The 14,604-nt window shown below is 59.3% G+C and carries 15 protein-coding genes; 11 read left to right on the top strand and 4 right to left on the bottom strand.

Annotation, left to right across the window (positions count from 1 at the left end; all coding sequences use genetic code 11):
• Positions 1–49: 49 nt before the first annotated feature.
• From G5358_RS06625 to G5358_RS06610, 4 genes are all read left to right on the top strand, one after another.
• Positions 50–1,057 (top strand): Fe(3+) ABC transporter substrate-binding protein, encoded by a 1,008-nt coding sequence (locus G5358_RS06625; protein ID WP_421323835.1) that lies wholly within the window; start codon positions 50–52, stop codon positions 1,055–1,057.
• 39 nt (positions 1,058–1,096) lie between these two features.
• Positions 1,097–2,722 carry an ABC transporter permease gene (locus G5358_RS06620; RefSeq protein ID WP_421323825.1) on the top strand — a complete coding sequence of 542 codons (1,626 nt, stop codon included), beginning with the start codon at positions 1,097–1,099 and terminating at the stop codon, positions 2,720–2,722.
• Between the two features lie 82 nt (positions 2,723–2,804).
• A complete protein-coding gene (locus G5358_RS06615) occupies positions 2,805–3,839 on the top strand; it encodes an ABC transporter ATP-binding protein (protein WP_201953727.1) in 1,035 nt (344 codons plus the stop codon).
• Between the two features lie 103 nt (positions 3,840–3,942).
• Positions 3,943–4,848, top strand: a complete 906-nt coding sequence (locus G5358_RS06610) for a Dyp-type peroxidase (protein ID WP_042011894.1) — start codon at positions 3,943–3,945, stop codon at positions 4,846–4,848.
• A gap of 90 nt (positions 4,849–4,938) precedes the next feature.
• Here G5358_RS06610 and argR read toward each other — a convergent pair whose 3' ends face one another.
• Positions 4,939–5,409, bottom strand: coding sequence for a transcriptional regulator ArgR (gene argR / locus G5358_RS06605; RefSeq protein ID WP_005340378.1), 471 nt, complete (start codon positions 5,407–5,409; stop codon positions 4,939–4,941).
• A gap of 201 nt (positions 5,410–5,610) precedes the next feature.
• Here argR and G5358_RS06600 point away from each other — a divergent pair, with 201 nt between their 5' ends.
• The 6 genes from G5358_RS06600 (at position 5,611) to G5358_RS06575 (ending at position 10,570) form a co-directional block, all read left to right on the top strand.
• On the top strand, positions 5,611–6,351 hold the full coding sequence (locus tag G5358_RS06600) for an ATP-binding cassette domain-containing protein (protein ID WP_005348895.1): 741 nt from the start codon (positions 5,611–5,613) through the stop codon (positions 6,349–6,351).
• 24 nt (positions 6,352–6,375) lie between these two features.
• Positions 6,376–7,113, top strand: coding sequence for a transporter substrate-binding domain-containing protein (locus tag G5358_RS06595; protein ID WP_204477758.1), 738 nt, complete (start codon positions 6,376–6,378; stop codon positions 7,111–7,113).
• A 3-nt stretch (positions 7,114–7,116) separates the two neighbouring features.
• Positions 7,117–7,767, top strand: a complete 651-nt coding sequence (gene artQ / locus G5358_RS06590; protein ID WP_216952845.1) for an arginine ABC transporter permease ArtQ — start codon at positions 7,117–7,119, stop codon at positions 7,765–7,767.
• A 3-nt stretch (positions 7,768–7,770) separates the two neighbouring features.
• A complete protein-coding gene (artM, locus tag G5358_RS06585) occupies positions 7,771–8,433 on the top strand; it encodes an arginine ABC transporter permease ArtM (RefSeq protein WP_216952846.1) in 663 nt (220 codons plus the stop codon).
• A gap of 221 nt (positions 8,434–8,654) precedes the next feature.
• Positions 8,655–9,590, top strand: coding sequence for a malate dehydrogenase (mdh, locus tag G5358_RS06580; protein WP_069554449.1), 936 nt, complete (start codon positions 8,655–8,657; stop codon positions 9,588–9,590).
• Between the two features lie 395 nt (positions 9,591–9,985).
• Positions 9,986–10,570 (top strand): tetratricopeptide repeat protein, encoded by a 585-nt coding sequence (locus tag G5358_RS06575; protein WP_041202422.1) that lies wholly within the window; start codon positions 9,986–9,988, stop codon positions 10,568–10,570.
• Between the two features lie 99 nt (positions 10,571–10,669).
• Here G5358_RS06575 and hmpA read toward each other — a convergent pair whose 3' ends face one another.
• A complete protein-coding gene (hmpA, locus tag G5358_RS06570) occupies positions 10,670–11,863 on the bottom strand; it encodes an NO-inducible flavohemoprotein (RefSeq protein WP_216952847.1) in 1,194 nt (397 codons plus the stop codon).
• Positions 11,864–11,974: 111 nt separating this feature from the next.
• On the opposite strand from hmpA, the gene G5358_RS06565 reads away from it, so the two are divergent.
• Positions 11,975–12,445, top strand: coding sequence for an Rrf2 family transcriptional regulator (locus G5358_RS06565; RefSeq protein ID WP_005340388.1), 471 nt, complete (start codon positions 11,975–11,977; stop codon positions 12,443–12,445).
• Positions 12,446–12,485: 40 nt separating this feature from the next.
• Here the strand turns inward: G5358_RS06565 and G5358_RS06560 are convergent, their stop codons facing one another.
• A complete protein-coding gene (locus G5358_RS06560; RefSeq protein WP_216949688.1) occupies positions 12,486–13,766 on the bottom strand; it encodes an HlyC/CorC family transporter in 1,281 nt (426 codons plus the stop codon).
• Between the two features lie 42 nt (positions 13,767–13,808).
• Complete coding sequence (locus tag G5358_RS06555) at positions 13,809–14,600, bottom strand: cytochrome C assembly family protein (protein ID WP_216952848.1); 792 nt, start codon at positions 14,598–14,600, stop codon at positions 13,809–13,811.
• Positions 14,601–14,604: the final 4 nt, after the last annotated feature.

The raw sequence follows: 14,604 nt of genomic DNA, 5'->3' as shown, positions 1-14,604 counted from the left end.
TGCAAACGGAAATCGTTATCACTCTGTATAGCTAATCAAGGAATGGATGATGAAAATGAAGATGTTGGCACTGGCTTTCTCTGCGTTGGCAGCTCAGTCGGCATTGGCGGCCGGGGAAGTGAATGTCTACTCCAACCGGCAGGATGAGCTGATCAAGCCCATCATCCAGCAGTTCGAGAAGGAATCTGGCATCAAGGTGAACGTGGTGTTCGCCAAAGAGGGATTGAACGAGCGTCTGGAGCGGGAAGGCAAGCTCTCTCCGGCCGACCTGATGCTGACCGTCGATATCAGCCGTCTGACCGATCTGGTGGACAAGGGGCTGGTGCAGCCGGTAGACAGCAAGATCCTGCAGGAGAACATCCCCGCCATCTATCGTGATCCGGAGAATCGCTGGTTCGCCCTGACCACCCGGGTTCGCGCCATCTACTCCAGCAAGGAGCGCCTCGGCAAGCTCGATACCATCAGCTATGAAGATCTGGCCAAACCGGAATTCAAAGGGAAAATCTGCACCCGCAGCGGCAAGCATGAGTACAATGTGGCGCTGGTCTCCTCCATGATTACCCATCACGGCATGGCCGAGACCAAAACCTGGCTGGAAGGGGTCAAGGCCAACCTGGCGCGCAAGCCGCAGGGCAACGACCGGGATCAGGTCAAGGCGATCAAGGATGGTATCTGTGACGTGTCACTCGGCAACAGCTACTATCTGGGCGCCATGTTGAAAGATCCTGCTCAGAAGTCCTGGGCGGATGCGGTCTATATCAACTTCCCGAACCAGGCTGACCGCGGTGCCCACGTCAACGTGAGCGGCGTGGCCATGACCAAGTATGCCAAGAACAAGGCCGAGGCCCAGAAGCTGATGGAGTTTCTGGCTGGTGACACCGCCCAGCACATATATGCGGACGTGAACGCCGAATATCCGGTCAAGGCCGGAGTCGAGCCTTCCACCATGGTCAAGTCCTGGGGCAGTTTCAAGTCTGACGCACTACCGGTCAGCGATTACGCCAAGCACCGCAAGGACGCCTTGCAGTTGCTGGATGAAGTGAAGTTCGACTTGTAATCAGATGGGGCCAACGGCCCCATCAACATCTGTGGTCTCATGAAAAATTTTGGATGGATGACCGGCAGCTGGGCCAGCGCCCTGCTGCTGGGTTTACCGGTTATAGCCCTGCTTTTCTCTGCCTTCTCGGCTGAGGGGGAGCTGTTTCGCCACCTCGCCGATACCGTGCTGCTCGATTATCTGGGCAATACCCTGGGGCTGGTGGTCGGCGTAGTATTGCTCAGCTTGCTGTTTGGCGTGCCTACCGCCTGGCTGGTGGCCATGTGTCAGGTACCGGGGCGGCGCGCCCTGCAGTGGGCTTTGATGCTACCAATGGCCATGCCCTCCTATATCGTCGCCTACGTCTATACCGACCTGCTCGACTACTCGGGCCCGCTACAAGCTGGGTTGCGAACACTCTTTGGCTGGAACAGTCCGGCCGATTACTGGTTTCCTGCCATTCGCTCCCTTGGTGGCGCAGCCTGGGTGCTGGCACTGGTGCTGTTCCCCTATGTCTATTTGCTGACCCGCGCCTCCTTTCTGGAGCAGTCAGTCAGCCTCATTCATTCCAGCCGCCTGCTCGGCTGTACCCCGTGGCAGAGCTTTCGCCGCCTCAGTCTGCCGTTGGCGCGCCCCGCCATCATGGTGGCGGTATCGCTGGTGGCCATGGAGACGCTGGCCGATTTCGCCACCGTCCACTTCTTTGCCATCAACACCCTGACCACGGCGGTCTACGACACCTGGCTCGGTTACGGCAGTCTGGCCACTGCGGCCAAACTCTCCTGCCTGATGCTGCTGGCTGTGGTGCTGCTGATCGCGCTGGAGCGTCGCTCGCGCAGTCGGCAGCAGGTATTCCAGAAGTCCATGGGCCATGAGCAGCCGCTGCGCTATCCGCTCAAGGGGATGAGTCGCTGGCTAGCCGGTCTCTGGTGCTGGGGGCTGGTGCTGGCCGGTTTCGGCCTGCCATTCGTCATCCTGCTCGATTACGGCGTTCGCTACTTCGAGCTGTCATGGACGCCGGAGTTCGTCCGCTTCGCCGGTAACAGTCTGCTCATCTCGGCGCTGACTGCCCTGCTGGCGATGGGCATCGCCCTGCTGCTCGGCTTCTTCCGCCGTCTCGATGGCGGGATCAAGAGCCTGCTGCCCCTGCGCATCGCCGCCATGGGTTACGCCATGCCGGGCACCGTGCTCGCTATCGGGGTGCTGGTGCCGCTCACCGCCCTCGACTTTGCCATCAACGATCTGGCCGAGTGGCTCGGGCGTCAGGGGCCGGGCTTGCTGCTGACCGGTACCATCACCGCCATCGTGTTCGGCTATCTGGTGCGCTTCGTGGCCATCGCCATCGGCTCGGTGGAGAGCAGCATGGGCAAGATCTCCCCCAGCCTCGACATGGCGGCCCGCTCTCTGGGGCAAGGGGATGGCGGCATGCTGCGGCGGGTTCATCTGCCGCTGGTGCGCCGGGGTCTGTTTGCCGGTGCCATGCTGGTATTCATCGAATCCATGAAGGAGCTGCCTGCCGCTCTGCTGCTGCGGCCCTTCAACTTCGATACCCTGGCGACCCACGTCTACCAATTCGTCTCGGACGAGATGCTGGAGCGCGGCGCGCTGGGGGCCATCGTCATCGTGCTGGTGGGGCTGTTGCCGCTGATATGGGTCAACCGCACTCTGGACAGTCCGGGCCACTGAGTCGCCGCGTCGGTCAATGAAATTGCATGCGGTGTGCTGAACCGAAAGGCAGTGCGCCGCCAGAAACGAGAGGAAGTCAGCCTTGTCCTGTTTGCAGGTTGAAAATGTCAGCTGTCGTTACAACGGCCGCAATGTGCTGGAGCAGCTCTCCCTGACGGTGGCAGACAACGAGATCGTCTGCCTGCTGGGAGCCAGTGGCTGCGGCAAAACCACGTTGCTCAAGGCTATCGCCGGGCTGCTGCCGTTGGCAGAGGGCTCAATTCGCCTCGGTGATACCCTGCTCGACGGGCCGGGTGCCAGCGTGCCGCCCGAGGCGCGCAATATCGGGATGATCTTTCAGGATTACGCCCTCTTCCCCCACCTGACGGTGGCTGACAACGTCGGCTTCGGTCTGACCAAACTCGACCGCAGTGCCCGCCAGCAGCAGGTGGACGAGGCACTGGCGCTGGTCAATCTGCAGGGGCTGGGGGATCGTTATCCGCACCAGCTCTCCGGTGGTCAGCAGCAGCGGGTAGCCATCGCCCGGGCGCTGGTGTGCAAGCCGCGGCTGATGCTGCTGGATGAGCCCTTCTCCAACATCGATACCCAGGTGCGGATGAAGTTGATCCTCGAGATCCGAGCCCTGCTCAAGCAGCAGGGGATCGGCGCCATCTTCGTCAGCCACAGCAAGGAAGAGGCGTTTGCCTTCGCCGATCGGCTTGCGCTGTTTCGCGCCGGTCACATCGAGCAGGTGGGCCAGCCGGAGCAGCTCTATCGCCGCCCGCAAAACCGTTTCGTGGCGGAGTTTCTCGGCGGGGTCAACTATCTGGCTGCCGAGGTGGTCGACAGCCACTGTGTGCAGACGGCGCTCGGGGTCATCTGTGGCAGCGAGCCTCATGGCCGGGCGGTGGGCGAGCAGTTGCAGCTGATGCTCAGGCCCCAGCAGTTGTTGCTGGAGAGCGCCGCAGATGGGGAGCTCAAGGTGGTGGAGCAGCAGTTCCTCGGCCACCACTGCCGGGTGCTGTTCGAGTGTGGCGAGCTGCAGCTGGAGGCGAGCATTGGCGAGCCCCTTGATGGGATGCGGGCACGGATCAAGGTTGCCCCCCATGGGCTGGTGTTGTTTGACCCTTTGCCCTGAACGCGTGATATCGTCGTGAAATCAAAGAACTGGAGCTGCTCTGGTTTATAATCGCGCAACGCAAATAGCCCGTAACGCTAACGCCTACTCAGGGGAGAGATATATGAAAGCCCAAGCCGGGATCTGCGCAGAGCCGAATCTGCACGCCCTCTATCTGATGTTCAATCGCACCGGCGATGCCGCCGAACTGGTCGGCCGTTTGGCCAAACTGCCCGCCCTGTGGCAGGCGGTCGCCGCCGATTTCCCCGATGCCGGTTTCAGCGGTCTGGTTGCTGTTGGCGCCGACGCCTGGGATGGTCTCTACCCTGCCGCCCGTCCGCCCCAGTTCCGCAGCTTTATGGCGCAATCCGCCAACGGTCAGGAAGCCCCCAACACCCCGTTTGATCTCTTTATTCAGCTGCGCGCCGATCGGGTGGATGTGCTGCACCACGCCGGTCACCGTGTGATGGCACTGCTGGCCGGACTGGTCGAGCTGGCCGAAGAGGTGCGCGGTTTCCGCAATCTGGATTGCCGTGACCTGACCGGTTTCGTTGATGGCACCGAGAACCCGCAGGATGAGCACCGTGCCGAAGTGGCGCTGGTGGCCGATGGCGAGTTTGCCGGTGGCTCCTACATTCACGTCCAGCGCTGGGTACACGCCATGAGCGACTGGGAGAAGCTGGCGCAGAAAGAACAGGAAGACATTATCGGTCGCACCAAGCCCGACAACATCGAGTATGAGTCTGCTGCCAAGCCGCTGACCGCCCACATCAAGCGGGTCAACCTCAAGACGCCGAAAGGGGAGTCCATGGAGATCCTGCGCCAGAGCATGCCCTGGGGCACCATGACCGAGCAGGGACTCTACTTCATCTCCTGCTGCCGCACTCCGCAGCACTTCAACGCCATGCTGGCCAGCATGTACAAGGGGGAGGGCAGCCACTTTGACCACCTGCTGCGCTTCACCAAGGCCGTGACCGGCGCGGCTTTCTTCGCTCCATCTGAAGGTTTTCTGATGGCGCAGGGCAAATAAGCCCGCCTGACGAAGACTCAGAAAACAAAAATCCCGGCCTTGGCCGGGATTTTTCGTTCTGGCGTGACCGCTATGACGCGGTAGCGGCCATTACGGCGTCTGTTCGAACAGCTCGAGGGCGGAGAGGTAGAGCTCTTCGATATCGGTGTCGCTGGTCGGGGTGATGAAGATGGTGTCATCACCGGCGATGGTACCGAGGATCCCCTCTGCCTTGCCGAGAGAGTCGAGCAGGCGGGCGATCAGCTGGGCTGCGCCCGGGCTGGTGTGGATCACCACCAGTGCGCCGTTGTGATCGACGTCCAGTACCAGATTCTTGAGCGGGCTGGAGGTGGTGGGCACGCCCAGTTCCACCGGCAGGCAGTAGACCATCTCCATCTTGGCGTTGCGAGTGCGAACGGCGCCGAAGCGGCTCAGCATGCGCGATACCTTGGACTGGTTGATGTTCTCGAAGCCCAGCTCTTGCAGGGCGGTGACGATTTCTGCCTGGGAGCCAAAGCGCTCTTCTTTCAGCAAGGCTTTAAAGGCCTTGGCCAGTTTTTCTTGCTTGTCGTTGTGTTTCATCTTGGTCTCACGAATGAGGAGGTGTGGCGGCCTGTGCAATACAGGCGGCAGATACGAACAGCGGGGCCATTTTGCATTCATATGCCGTTTTTTGCAAGGAAGCGGCGCTTGTTCTGCATATTGATTCAAAAATGGCTTGCATCAACCTTTATTAGGGATAGAATCGGGATGAAATTTTGAAAACTTATTCAATTGGGCTGTATGGGTATTGAATTAATAGGTATCGAGAAGTCCTGGCACAAGGTGCCGGTTCTGCAACAGGTCAGCTTTCGGACATCTCCCGGTGAAACCTTGGTGTTGCTGGGCCCGAGCGGTGCTGGCAAGAGTTCCCTGCTACGGATGATGAATCTGCTGGATACCCCGGATGCGGGTGTTCTGCGGATTGGCGAAAGTGAATTTTCTTTCCCAAGCTCCCTCTCTGCTGCCGAATTCAACCGCCAGTCCCAACTGCTGCGCCGCAAGGTGGGGATGGTGTTCCAGCAGTACAATCTCTGGCCACATCTCACTGTGATGGAGAATCTGATTGAAGCGCCGGTCAAGGTGCTCGGCATGAGCAAGGAGGCCGCCATCGAGAAGGGGGCCTATCTGCTGGCCCAGCTGCAACTGGCCGACAAGCGCGATGCCTGGCCTGCCCGTCTCTCTGGCGGCCAGCAGCAGCGGGTGGCCATTGCCCGTACCCTGATGATGGACCCGGAAGTGCTGCTGTTTGACGAACCGACTGCCGCCCTCGATCCCGAGATCACCAAGGAGGTGGCCGAGATCATCCGTAACCTGAGCCAGACCGGTATTACCCAGGTGGTGGTGACCCACGAGGTTGACTTTGCCCGCAAGGTGGCCAGCCAGGTGATTTATCTGGAGAAGGGGCGGATCATCGAATCCGGCACCGCCGCCATTTTCCAATCCCCGCAAACCAGCCGGTTTGCCGAATTCTTGATGCATTGATACTGAATCGATAAGGAAGCTGTCATGAAAAAGAGTCTGTTGTTGGTTGCTGCCATGGGCCTGTTGAGTACCTCCGTCATGGCCAAAGAGATCAAGTTCGCCACCGAGGCCACCTACGCGCCGTTCGAATACCTAGATGACAAGAACGAGTTTCAGGGTTTTGACATCGATCTGGCCCGCGCCATCTGCGAGCAGGCCAAGCTGGAGTGCAGCTTCCACAACCAGGCCTTTGACAGCCTGATCCCCAGCCTGAAATTCCGTCGCTATGATGCTGCCATCGCCGCCATGGACGTGACCCCTGAGCGGGCCGCTCAGGTCGATTTCTCCGACATCTATTACGAGAACTCGGCCGTATTCGTCGCCAAGAAAGGGGCCTTCAAGGGGCCGGAAGATATGGTCGACAAGACAGTCGGTGTGCAGAACGGTACCTCTCACCAGTCCTATCTGGTGGATAACTGGGTGAGCAAGGGCCTGCTGACCGTGCCGTACGCCAGCTACCAGAGCGCCTTCCTCGACATGATGAATGGCCGTACCGACGGTGTCTTTGCCGATACCGCCGTTGCTGCCGACTGGCTGAAGCAGCACAAGGAGTATGCGGTGGTGGGTGCGCCGGTGACCGATGCCAAGTACTTCGGTACCGGCTTTGGCATTGCGGTCGCCAAGGGCAATCAGGAGCTGCTGACCCAGCTGAACAAGGGGCTGGCCGAGATCAAGGCCAACGGCACCTATCAGAAAATCTTCGACAAATACTTCGCGCAGTAAGCCATGTTGAGCCTGTTGTTGGATGCAGCCTGGATGACCCTCGGGCTGGCCTTGGCATCACTGGTCGGGGGCATGGTATTGGCACTGGCGTTCAGTGCCGCCGAGCTCAGCAAGCAGCGTGCATTAGCGTGGCCGGTGGCCACCCTGACCACGCTGATCCGTGGCCTGCCCGAGTTGCTGGTGGTGCTGTTCATCTACTTCGGCTCGACCCAGGTGTTGTTCCTCATCACTGGCGAGTATGTGGAGTTCAGCCCGTTCGCCTGTGGCGTGCTGGCGCTCTCCCTGCTGTTCGCCAGCTATGCGACCCAGACCCTGCGGGCGGCGCTCAATGCGGTGCCTTCAGGTCAACGGCTGGCGGCGCTGGCGTTGGGGTTGAGCAAGAGCCACATCTTCTTTCGCATCGTGTTGCCGCAGGCGTGGCGCCACGCCTTGCCGGGCCTCGGCAACCAGTGGCTGGTGTTGCTGAAAGATACCGCGTTGGTGTCGCTTATCGGGGTGAACGAGATGATGCGTCAGGCGCAGATGGCCTCGGCCAGTACCTATGAGCCTTTCACCTGGTATGCCGCCGCCGCCCTCATCTATCTGGCCATCAGTCTGGTGAGTGAATATGGCCTCGGGCTGGCTGCCCGCTACACCCGCCGCTACGGAGGCTAACTGATGCAAGAGTATCTCGTTACGTTGCTGGGCGGTCTGGTCACCACGCTGGAGCTGACCCTGTTCAGCCTGCTGCTGGGGATTGTGTTGGCAGCCCTGATGACCTGGGTGTTGGAGCTGCGCCTGCCGGTGGCGACCCAGCTGGTGCAGCTGTGGGTGCTGCTCTTTACCGGCACGCCGCTGCTCATTCAGATCTTCCTGATTTACTACGGGCCGGGCCAGTTCGAGTGGCTGAAAGCCGGCCCGCTCTGGCCGCTGCTCAAGCAGCCCTGGTTCTGCGCCGTGCTGGCGCTGGGTCTCAACACGGCGGCCTACTCCACCCGGTTGTTCAAGGGGGCGCTCGATGCCATCCCGGCTGGTGAGGTGGAGGCGTGCCGGGCGCTTGGTTTTAATGGCCGCCAGACCTTGTGGATGAAGGTGCGCCACGCCGCCCGTCATCTGGTGCCTGCCTACTCCAACGAGGTGATCCTGGTGCTCAAGGGGAGCTCCCTCGCCAGTACTATCACCATCATGGACATCATGGGGCTGGCGCAGGGGTTGAACGCCCAGACCTACGATACCCTGGCGGTGTTCGGGGTGGCTGGCGGGCTTTATCTGGCGATGAACGGATTGTTAACAATTGGTTTTCGCTGGTGTGAAAAACGGGCGCTGGCATTCCAATCCTGAGACCTTCAAATCTACCTCTTTATGGTAAGGGGGAGTGCAGAAAAACTGTGCTTCTCCTCCAACTTTTTGTATTTCCCTCCAATTTTTGCTCCCGCATGTTTCGTGGCTCACAGAACCCGTGACTGCAACTGTTATCAGATTGTTTTTTATGGGGGGATCCATTAAGGTTGGGCGCACAACAACAAACAACCTTAAACCTACGCTTAAACATGGAGTTGATCATGAAAGTTGCCGTTCTGGGTGCCGCTGGTGGCATCGGTCAAGCCCTCGCTCTGCTGTTGAAAAACCGTCTGCCGGCTGGCTCCGAGCTGAGCCTGTATGACATCGCCCCGGTCACCCCGGGTGTGGCCGTTGACCTCAGTCATATTCCTACCGACGTCGCCATCAAGGGCTTCTGCGGTGAAGATCCGACTCCTGCGCTGGTTGGGGCCGATGTGGTGCTGATCTCCGCCGGTGTGGCACGCAAGCCGGGGATGGATCGCTCCGACCTGTTTAATATCAACGCCGGTATCGTCAAGAATCTGGTCGAGAAGTGCGCGGCCACTTGCCCGAAAGCACTGATCGGCATCATCACCAACCCGGTCAACACCACCGTTGCCATCGCTGCCGAAGTGCTGAAAAAAGCCGGTGTCTATGACAAGCGTCGTCTGTTTGGTGTCACCACCCTGGACGTGATCCGCGCCGAGACCTTCGTGGCCGCTGCCAAAGGGTTGAACATCGACAAGGTACGCGTCAACGTGATCGGTGGTCACAGTGGCGTCACCATTCTGCCGCTGCTCTCCCAGATTGAAGGCGCCTCCTTCACTGCTGAAGAAGTGGCTGCCATGACCAAGCGCATCCAGAATGCCGGTACCGAAGTGGTAGAAGCCAAGGCTGGTGGCGGTTCCGCAACCCTCTCCATGGGTCAGGCGGCTTGCCGTTTTGGTCTCTCCCTTATCAAGGGTCTGCAGGGCGAAGCCAACGTCATCGAGTGCGCCTACGTGGAAGGTAACGGCGAGCACGCCACCTTCTTCGCGCAGCCGGTACTGCTGGGCAAGAACGGTGTCGAAACCGTACTGGATTACGGCAAGCTGAGCGCCTTCGAGCAGGAAGCGATGGAAGGCATGCTGGCTACCCTGAAAGCCGATATCCAGCTGGGTGTCGATTTCGTCAAGTAAGCGGGTCAACCGTGCCAACAAGGGAGCTTCGGCTCCCTTTTGTATTGATGAGAGCCGCCCGGCAGGCTAAGGGGATGGGGCTTGGTGCCGATAACAGAGTGCAGCAGGAGATCCTTATGATGAAACCCCTTACCCTTCTCGTTCTTGTCGGTGCATTCACCGCGCCCCTCTATGGTGCCGAGGCGGTATCGGCTGCCGTATCGAGCGATGCGCCTGCAGCAAGTGCATCGGCACCGACAGCAAGCAGTGCTGCGGTGGCAACGGCCCCTGTCTCTGCTGCTACGCCAGCGCCCTCTGAGGCAGTCCCCGTCTTGCTTCCGGCCGAGCCGGTCACACCCGTTGCCAGCAATGGCGAGGGGGCCGCGCCGCTGCCAAAACCGGCTGAGCCTGCTGCTGTGGTGGCGCCTCCCGCACCTCTGGCCGCTGGCGAGTTGCAGGCGGTGCCGCTCTATCGTCAGGACGAGCTGCTCAACTGGATTGAGCAGGGGCGCCACCTCACTCAGGTGAAGCAGGATCGCTGTCAGCTGACTCAGGATATCGAAGCGCGCGCCTCGGTGATGAAGATCCCGGCCTATCAATTCCTCTGGGGGGATATGCTGGCGTGGGGTGTCTGTACCAAACCCAATGCCGAACTCGGGGTGCAATATATGTGGGAGGCGGCCAATCAGGGGTTGGCGCCGGCGCTGGAGCAGCTGGGTCGCTACTACTGGAAAGGAACTTTGGTGCAGAAGGATTTGGTGCGAGCCGAGACCCTGATGCGCGAGGCGGCCAGCCTAGGTTTTCTGCGGGCCCGCATCGAGTGGGTCGAGATGCTGTTGCAGGGGATGGGCAGTCCGCTCGATTATGAGGACGCCTATCGCTGGCTCCATGGCTCCGTCATAGGTGACAAGGCGCTGCACCAGAAGGCGGCGAGTCTGCTCAACCGTCTTGGCAACAGGATGCCGGCCAACGTGGTGGCCCGCGCCAAGGCGATGCACTGATCCAAAAAAATGACCCACAGATCTGCACCTGTGGGTCCGGTTCCAGCCGCCGTGCCATGACAGGCCGGAACCTCCCTCTGTTATATGGCTGCCCGCGCCTTAGAGATCTTGATGGGGGCCAAAAACTTCGTAATGGAGCTGCCCCGCTGGCACCCCAGCCGCCAGCAGCTGCCGCTTGATCTCTTGCATGAAGCCGACAGGGCCACAGAAGTAGTAGTGGGCCTGCGGCGTGATGCGCTCCTTCACGGCAGTCAGATCCATGGTGCCGGCCAGATCGTAATCTTCACCCTGTACATCGCTGGCCTCCGGCTCCCGATACCAGACCCGGCTCAGCAAGTTGGGATGTTGGCGGGATTTTTGCTGAATATCCTCCCGGAAGGCGTGTACAGCGCCCTGTTCGCAGGCGTGCAGCCAGGTGATCTCGGCCTGATGAGCACTCTCCAGCAGCTGGTTGAGTATGCTCATCATCGGCGTCACGCCGACACCGGCTGAGAGCAGTACCACCGGGGTCTGGCTGTCGGCTTTCAGGTAGAAATCGCCGGTAGGGGGCATCACCTTGATCTTGTCACCCGCCTGCAGGTGATCGTGCAGCAGGTTGGAGACCTGACCCTGCGGCTCACGCTTGACGCTGATGCGGTAATCTTGGCCGTTGGGGGCATCGGAGAGGGAGTATTGGCGGATCTCCTGATATTCCAGCTCGGGGTGAACCAGCTTGATGCTGAGATATTGGCCCGGTTTGAAGGTCAGTACCGGCTTGCCATCTTCCGGCGCCAGCAGGAAGGAGGTGATGAGGTCGCTCTCGGCTCGCTTCTCCTTGATGATGAAGGTGCGGGTACCTTGCCAGCCGCCATCCTGATTAGCCTTCTCCTGATAGATCTCCCGCTCGCGGCCGATGAAGATGTCGGCCAGCACGCCATACGCCTTGCCCCATGCCTCCAGCACCTCGTCGGTGACCGCACTTCCGCCCAATTCTTTGAGCGTGGCCAAGAGATGACTACCTACAATGTGATATTGTTCCGGCTGGATCAGGAATCCGGTATGTTTGTGCGCAATCCGCTCGACCGCACCGGCGAGTGCCCCCAGATTGTCAATATTCTTGGCATACGCGGCGACTGCATTGAACAGGGCCAGCGGCTGGCCGCCACTGCGTTGGTGGGCCAGGTTGAAGATATCTTTCAGCTCCGGGTTATGGCTGAACATCCGCTGGTAGAAGTGCTGGGTGAGGGCAGGGCCTGCCGATTCGAGCAGCGGAATAGTGCTTTTGATGACGGCAACGGTGGTTTGATCTAGCATAGGGGCCTCGTTCTAATTGAACATATAAAATGTCATTTAATAAGTGGCATCCTAGATGTTTATTTGATTTGAATCAATACTCCACTTTTCGCATCGCGCTAATCAGGTTTTATGAGACTAACCAGTTATACAGATTTTGGATTGAGAGCCCTGCTCTATCTTGCCACCCTGCCGGAAGGGGAGTTGTCGAGCGTTGCCAAGGTATCGGCCCTGTATGGCGTTTCCCGCAACCACATGGTGAAGGTGGTTAATCAGCTGGTGAAGCTGGGCTATCTGCAATCCCAGCGGGGCAAGAATGGCGGTATTCGCATGGCTTGCGATCCCGCCACCATCAATATCGGGCAGGTGATCAGGGCACTGGAAGGCAATCTGGACGGCATTGACTGCGGCTCGCCCGCTTGCCACATCGTCTCTGTCTGTTTGCTCAAGAGTGCGCTGAAAGAGGCGATGGATGCGTTTCTGGCGGTGATGGACAGCTATACGCTGCAAGACCTGCTGGCCAACCGCGACGAGTTGCAACGGGTGTTTGGCGAGCTGATCCCGACGCTGGTGCTGGAGCCGGATGATGAAGATGAGCAATGACGATGAGCAATAGAAAAGGGCTGCCACTGGCAGCCCTTTTTCAATCTTGCGGATCCGACTCCGCCCGGTACGATGCCGGCATGATCCGCGCCATCTTCACCATGTTGTTCTCCACATCGAGGATCTCGATAGGATAACCGGCCAGCCGGATCCCGATGTTGGGCTGGGGGATCTCCTCCAGATATTCGAGGATCAGGCCGTTGAGGGTGCGCGGGCCGTCGATGGGCAGGTGCCAGTTCATCTCCTTGTTCAGCTCACGAATATTGGCTGAGCCTTCGACCAGATAAGAACCATCTGACTGGGGGTGGATCTCGTCGCTCGGCGCTGGCGTCATGGAGGTGGTGAAGTCGCCCACGATCTCTTCCAGAATATCGTCCAGGGTGATCAACCCCTGAATATCGCCGTATTCGTCGACGATCAGGCCAATTCGCTCCTTGTTGCGCTGGAATTTGGCCAGCTGCACGTTGAGCGGCGTTCCTTCCGGAATGAAGTAGATCTCGTCCACTTCCCGCAACAGGCTCGATTTGTTGAACTGGTCCCTGGCTACCAGCCGCAGGGCATCGCGCGCGTGTAAAAATCCGACAACGTCGTCGATATTGTCGCGATAGAGGAGGATTTTGGTGTGAGCGCAGTGGGCCAGCTGGCGCTGGATGCTCTTCCAGTCATCGTTGATGTCGATGGCGTAGATATCGCTGCGTGGCACCATGATGTCCTCGACCAGCATCTTGTCGAGATCCAGAATGCTCAAAAGCATCTCCTGATGACGCTGGGGGATCAGGTTACCCGCCTCATTGACGATAGTGCGCAGCTCCTCGGTGTTGAGGGAGTCATCCTTGTTGGGATTGATCTTCAGCATCTTGAGCAGGCCGCTGGTGATGCCGTTGATCAGCCAGACCAGCGGTGAGAGCGGCACCATCAGCCCCTTGAGGATCCAGGAGGCGGGATAGGCGATCTTCTCCGGAAACATGGCGGCCAGGGTCTTTGGCGTCACTTCACCGAATACCAGTACCACCAGGGTCAGGCCGAAGGTGGCGATGGCGACCCCGAGATCACCAAACAGCCGGATACAGACGATGGTGGCGATGGCGGAGGCGAGGATATTGACCAGATTGTTGCCGATCAGGATCAGTCCCAGCAGGCGATCGGGGCGGGCGAGCAGTTGCTCGACGCGACGTGCGGCTTTGTGTTTGGTCTGTGCCAGATGCCGCAGTTTGTAGCGGTTGATGGACATCAGGCCGGTTTCGGAACTGGAGAAAAAGGCGGAAAGAAGGATCAAGATAACGAGAACAATCAGTAATGTACTCGTTGAGATGCTGTCCAAAAAGGGCTCCTGTTGGATGGTATGGCTAAAAGAGTATAGGTGTCAGCTCAACAGCACTTCTTTGACGAAGCGACTGCCAAAGTAGGCAAGAGTCAGGATGAAGCTGCCGATCAGACTGAGCGTGATGACTTTGCGGCCGCGCCAGCCATAGGTGTGATGGCCCCACAGCAGCAACACGTAGACACACCATGCCAGGATGGAGAGCACTGCCTTGTGAGACTTGCCCTGGGCGAACATATCTTCGAGGAAGAAGAGGCCGGAGGCGATGGAGAGTGTCAGCAGCAGCACCCCTGCAGAGATCAACTGAAACAGCCGTTTTTCCACAGTCATCAGTGGCGGCATGGCTGGCAGGTTGCTGATTTTTCGAGATTTAAGCTGCTTGTCCAGACAGGCGAGCTGCAGCGCAAACAGACAGGCGATCATCAATACCGAGTAGGCCATCAGGGCGAGGCCGATGTGCAGCAACAGTTGGGGATGGGCCTCCAGATGGGTTATGTAGCGACCCGGGATCAAGGCGCTGGCAGCCAGCAACAGGGCCGAGAAGCTGTAGACCACCGGCAGCAGGATCCAGCCGTTGAAGCGTCGGGTTACGCAAGTCATGAAGCAGCTGATGATGAGGCTGACCAGCGAGGCAACGTTGAGCATGCTCAGGTTTTGACCGGAATGGGTCACCATTACTTCGCTGGCAACAGATGCACCATGGGCTACCAGTGCCAGTCCCACGCAAGCGAACAGGGGGGTGTACCCGACTTGTTTGGCATTGAGCAGCAGGTGCAGTGAGGCGATGATGGCCAGCAGATAAAACGCCAGGGCCAGAACAGAGATCACGATCATAACC

Source organism: Aeromonas sp. 604176 (assembly GCF_049170755.1).
GTDB lineage: Bacteria > Pseudomonadota > Gammaproteobacteria > Enterobacterales > Aeromonadaceae > Aeromonas > Aeromonas veronii_A.
Note: the sequence above shows the minus strand (reverse complement) of the source record. Positions and strands in the feature narration are given on the sequence as shown.

Coding starts and splice junctions, on each gene's coding strand:
- artM (WP_216952846.1), top strand. CDS start 7,771: ATGCAAGAGTATCTCGTTACGTTGCTGGGCGGTCTGGTCACCACGCTG.
- mdh (WP_069554449.1), top strand. CDS start 8,655: ATGAAAGTTGCCGTTCTGGGTGCCGCTGGTGGCATCGGTCAAGCCCTC.
- artQ (WP_216952845.1), top strand. CDS start 7,117: ATGTTGAGCCTGTTGTTGGATGCAGCCTGGATGACCCTCGGGCTGGCC.
- G5358_RS06625 (WP_421323835.1), top strand. CDS start 50: ATGAAAATGAAGATGTTGGCACTGGCTTTCTCTGCGTTGGCAGCTCAG.
- G5358_RS06555 (WP_216952848.1), bottom strand. CDS start 14,600: ATGATCGTGATCTCTGTTCTGGCCCTGGCGTTTTATCTGCTGGCCATC.
- argR (WP_005340378.1), bottom strand. CDS start 5,409: ATGAAACACAACGACAAGCAAGAAAAACTGGCCAAGGCCTTTAAAGCC.
- G5358_RS06595 (WP_204477758.1), top strand. CDS start 6,376: ATGAAAAAGAGTCTGTTGTTGGTTGCTGCCATGGGCCTGTTGAGTACC.
- G5358_RS06610 (WP_042011894.1), top strand. CDS start 3,943: ATGAAAGCCCAAGCCGGGATCTGCGCAGAGCCGAATCTGCACGCCCTC.
- G5358_RS06565 (WP_005340388.1), top strand. CDS start 11,975: ATGAGACTAACCAGTTATACAGATTTTGGATTGAGAGCCCTGCTCTAT.
- hmpA (WP_216952847.1), bottom strand. CDS start 11,863: ATGCTAGATCAAACCACCGTTGCCGTCATCAAAAGCACTATTCCGCTG.
- G5358_RS06600 (WP_005348895.1), top strand. CDS start 5,611: ATGGGTATTGAATTAATAGGTATCGAGAAGTCCTGGCACAAGGTGCCG.
- G5358_RS06620 (WP_421323825.1), top strand. CDS start 1,097: ATGAAAAATTTTGGATGGATGACCGGCAGCTGGGCCAGCGCCCTGCTG.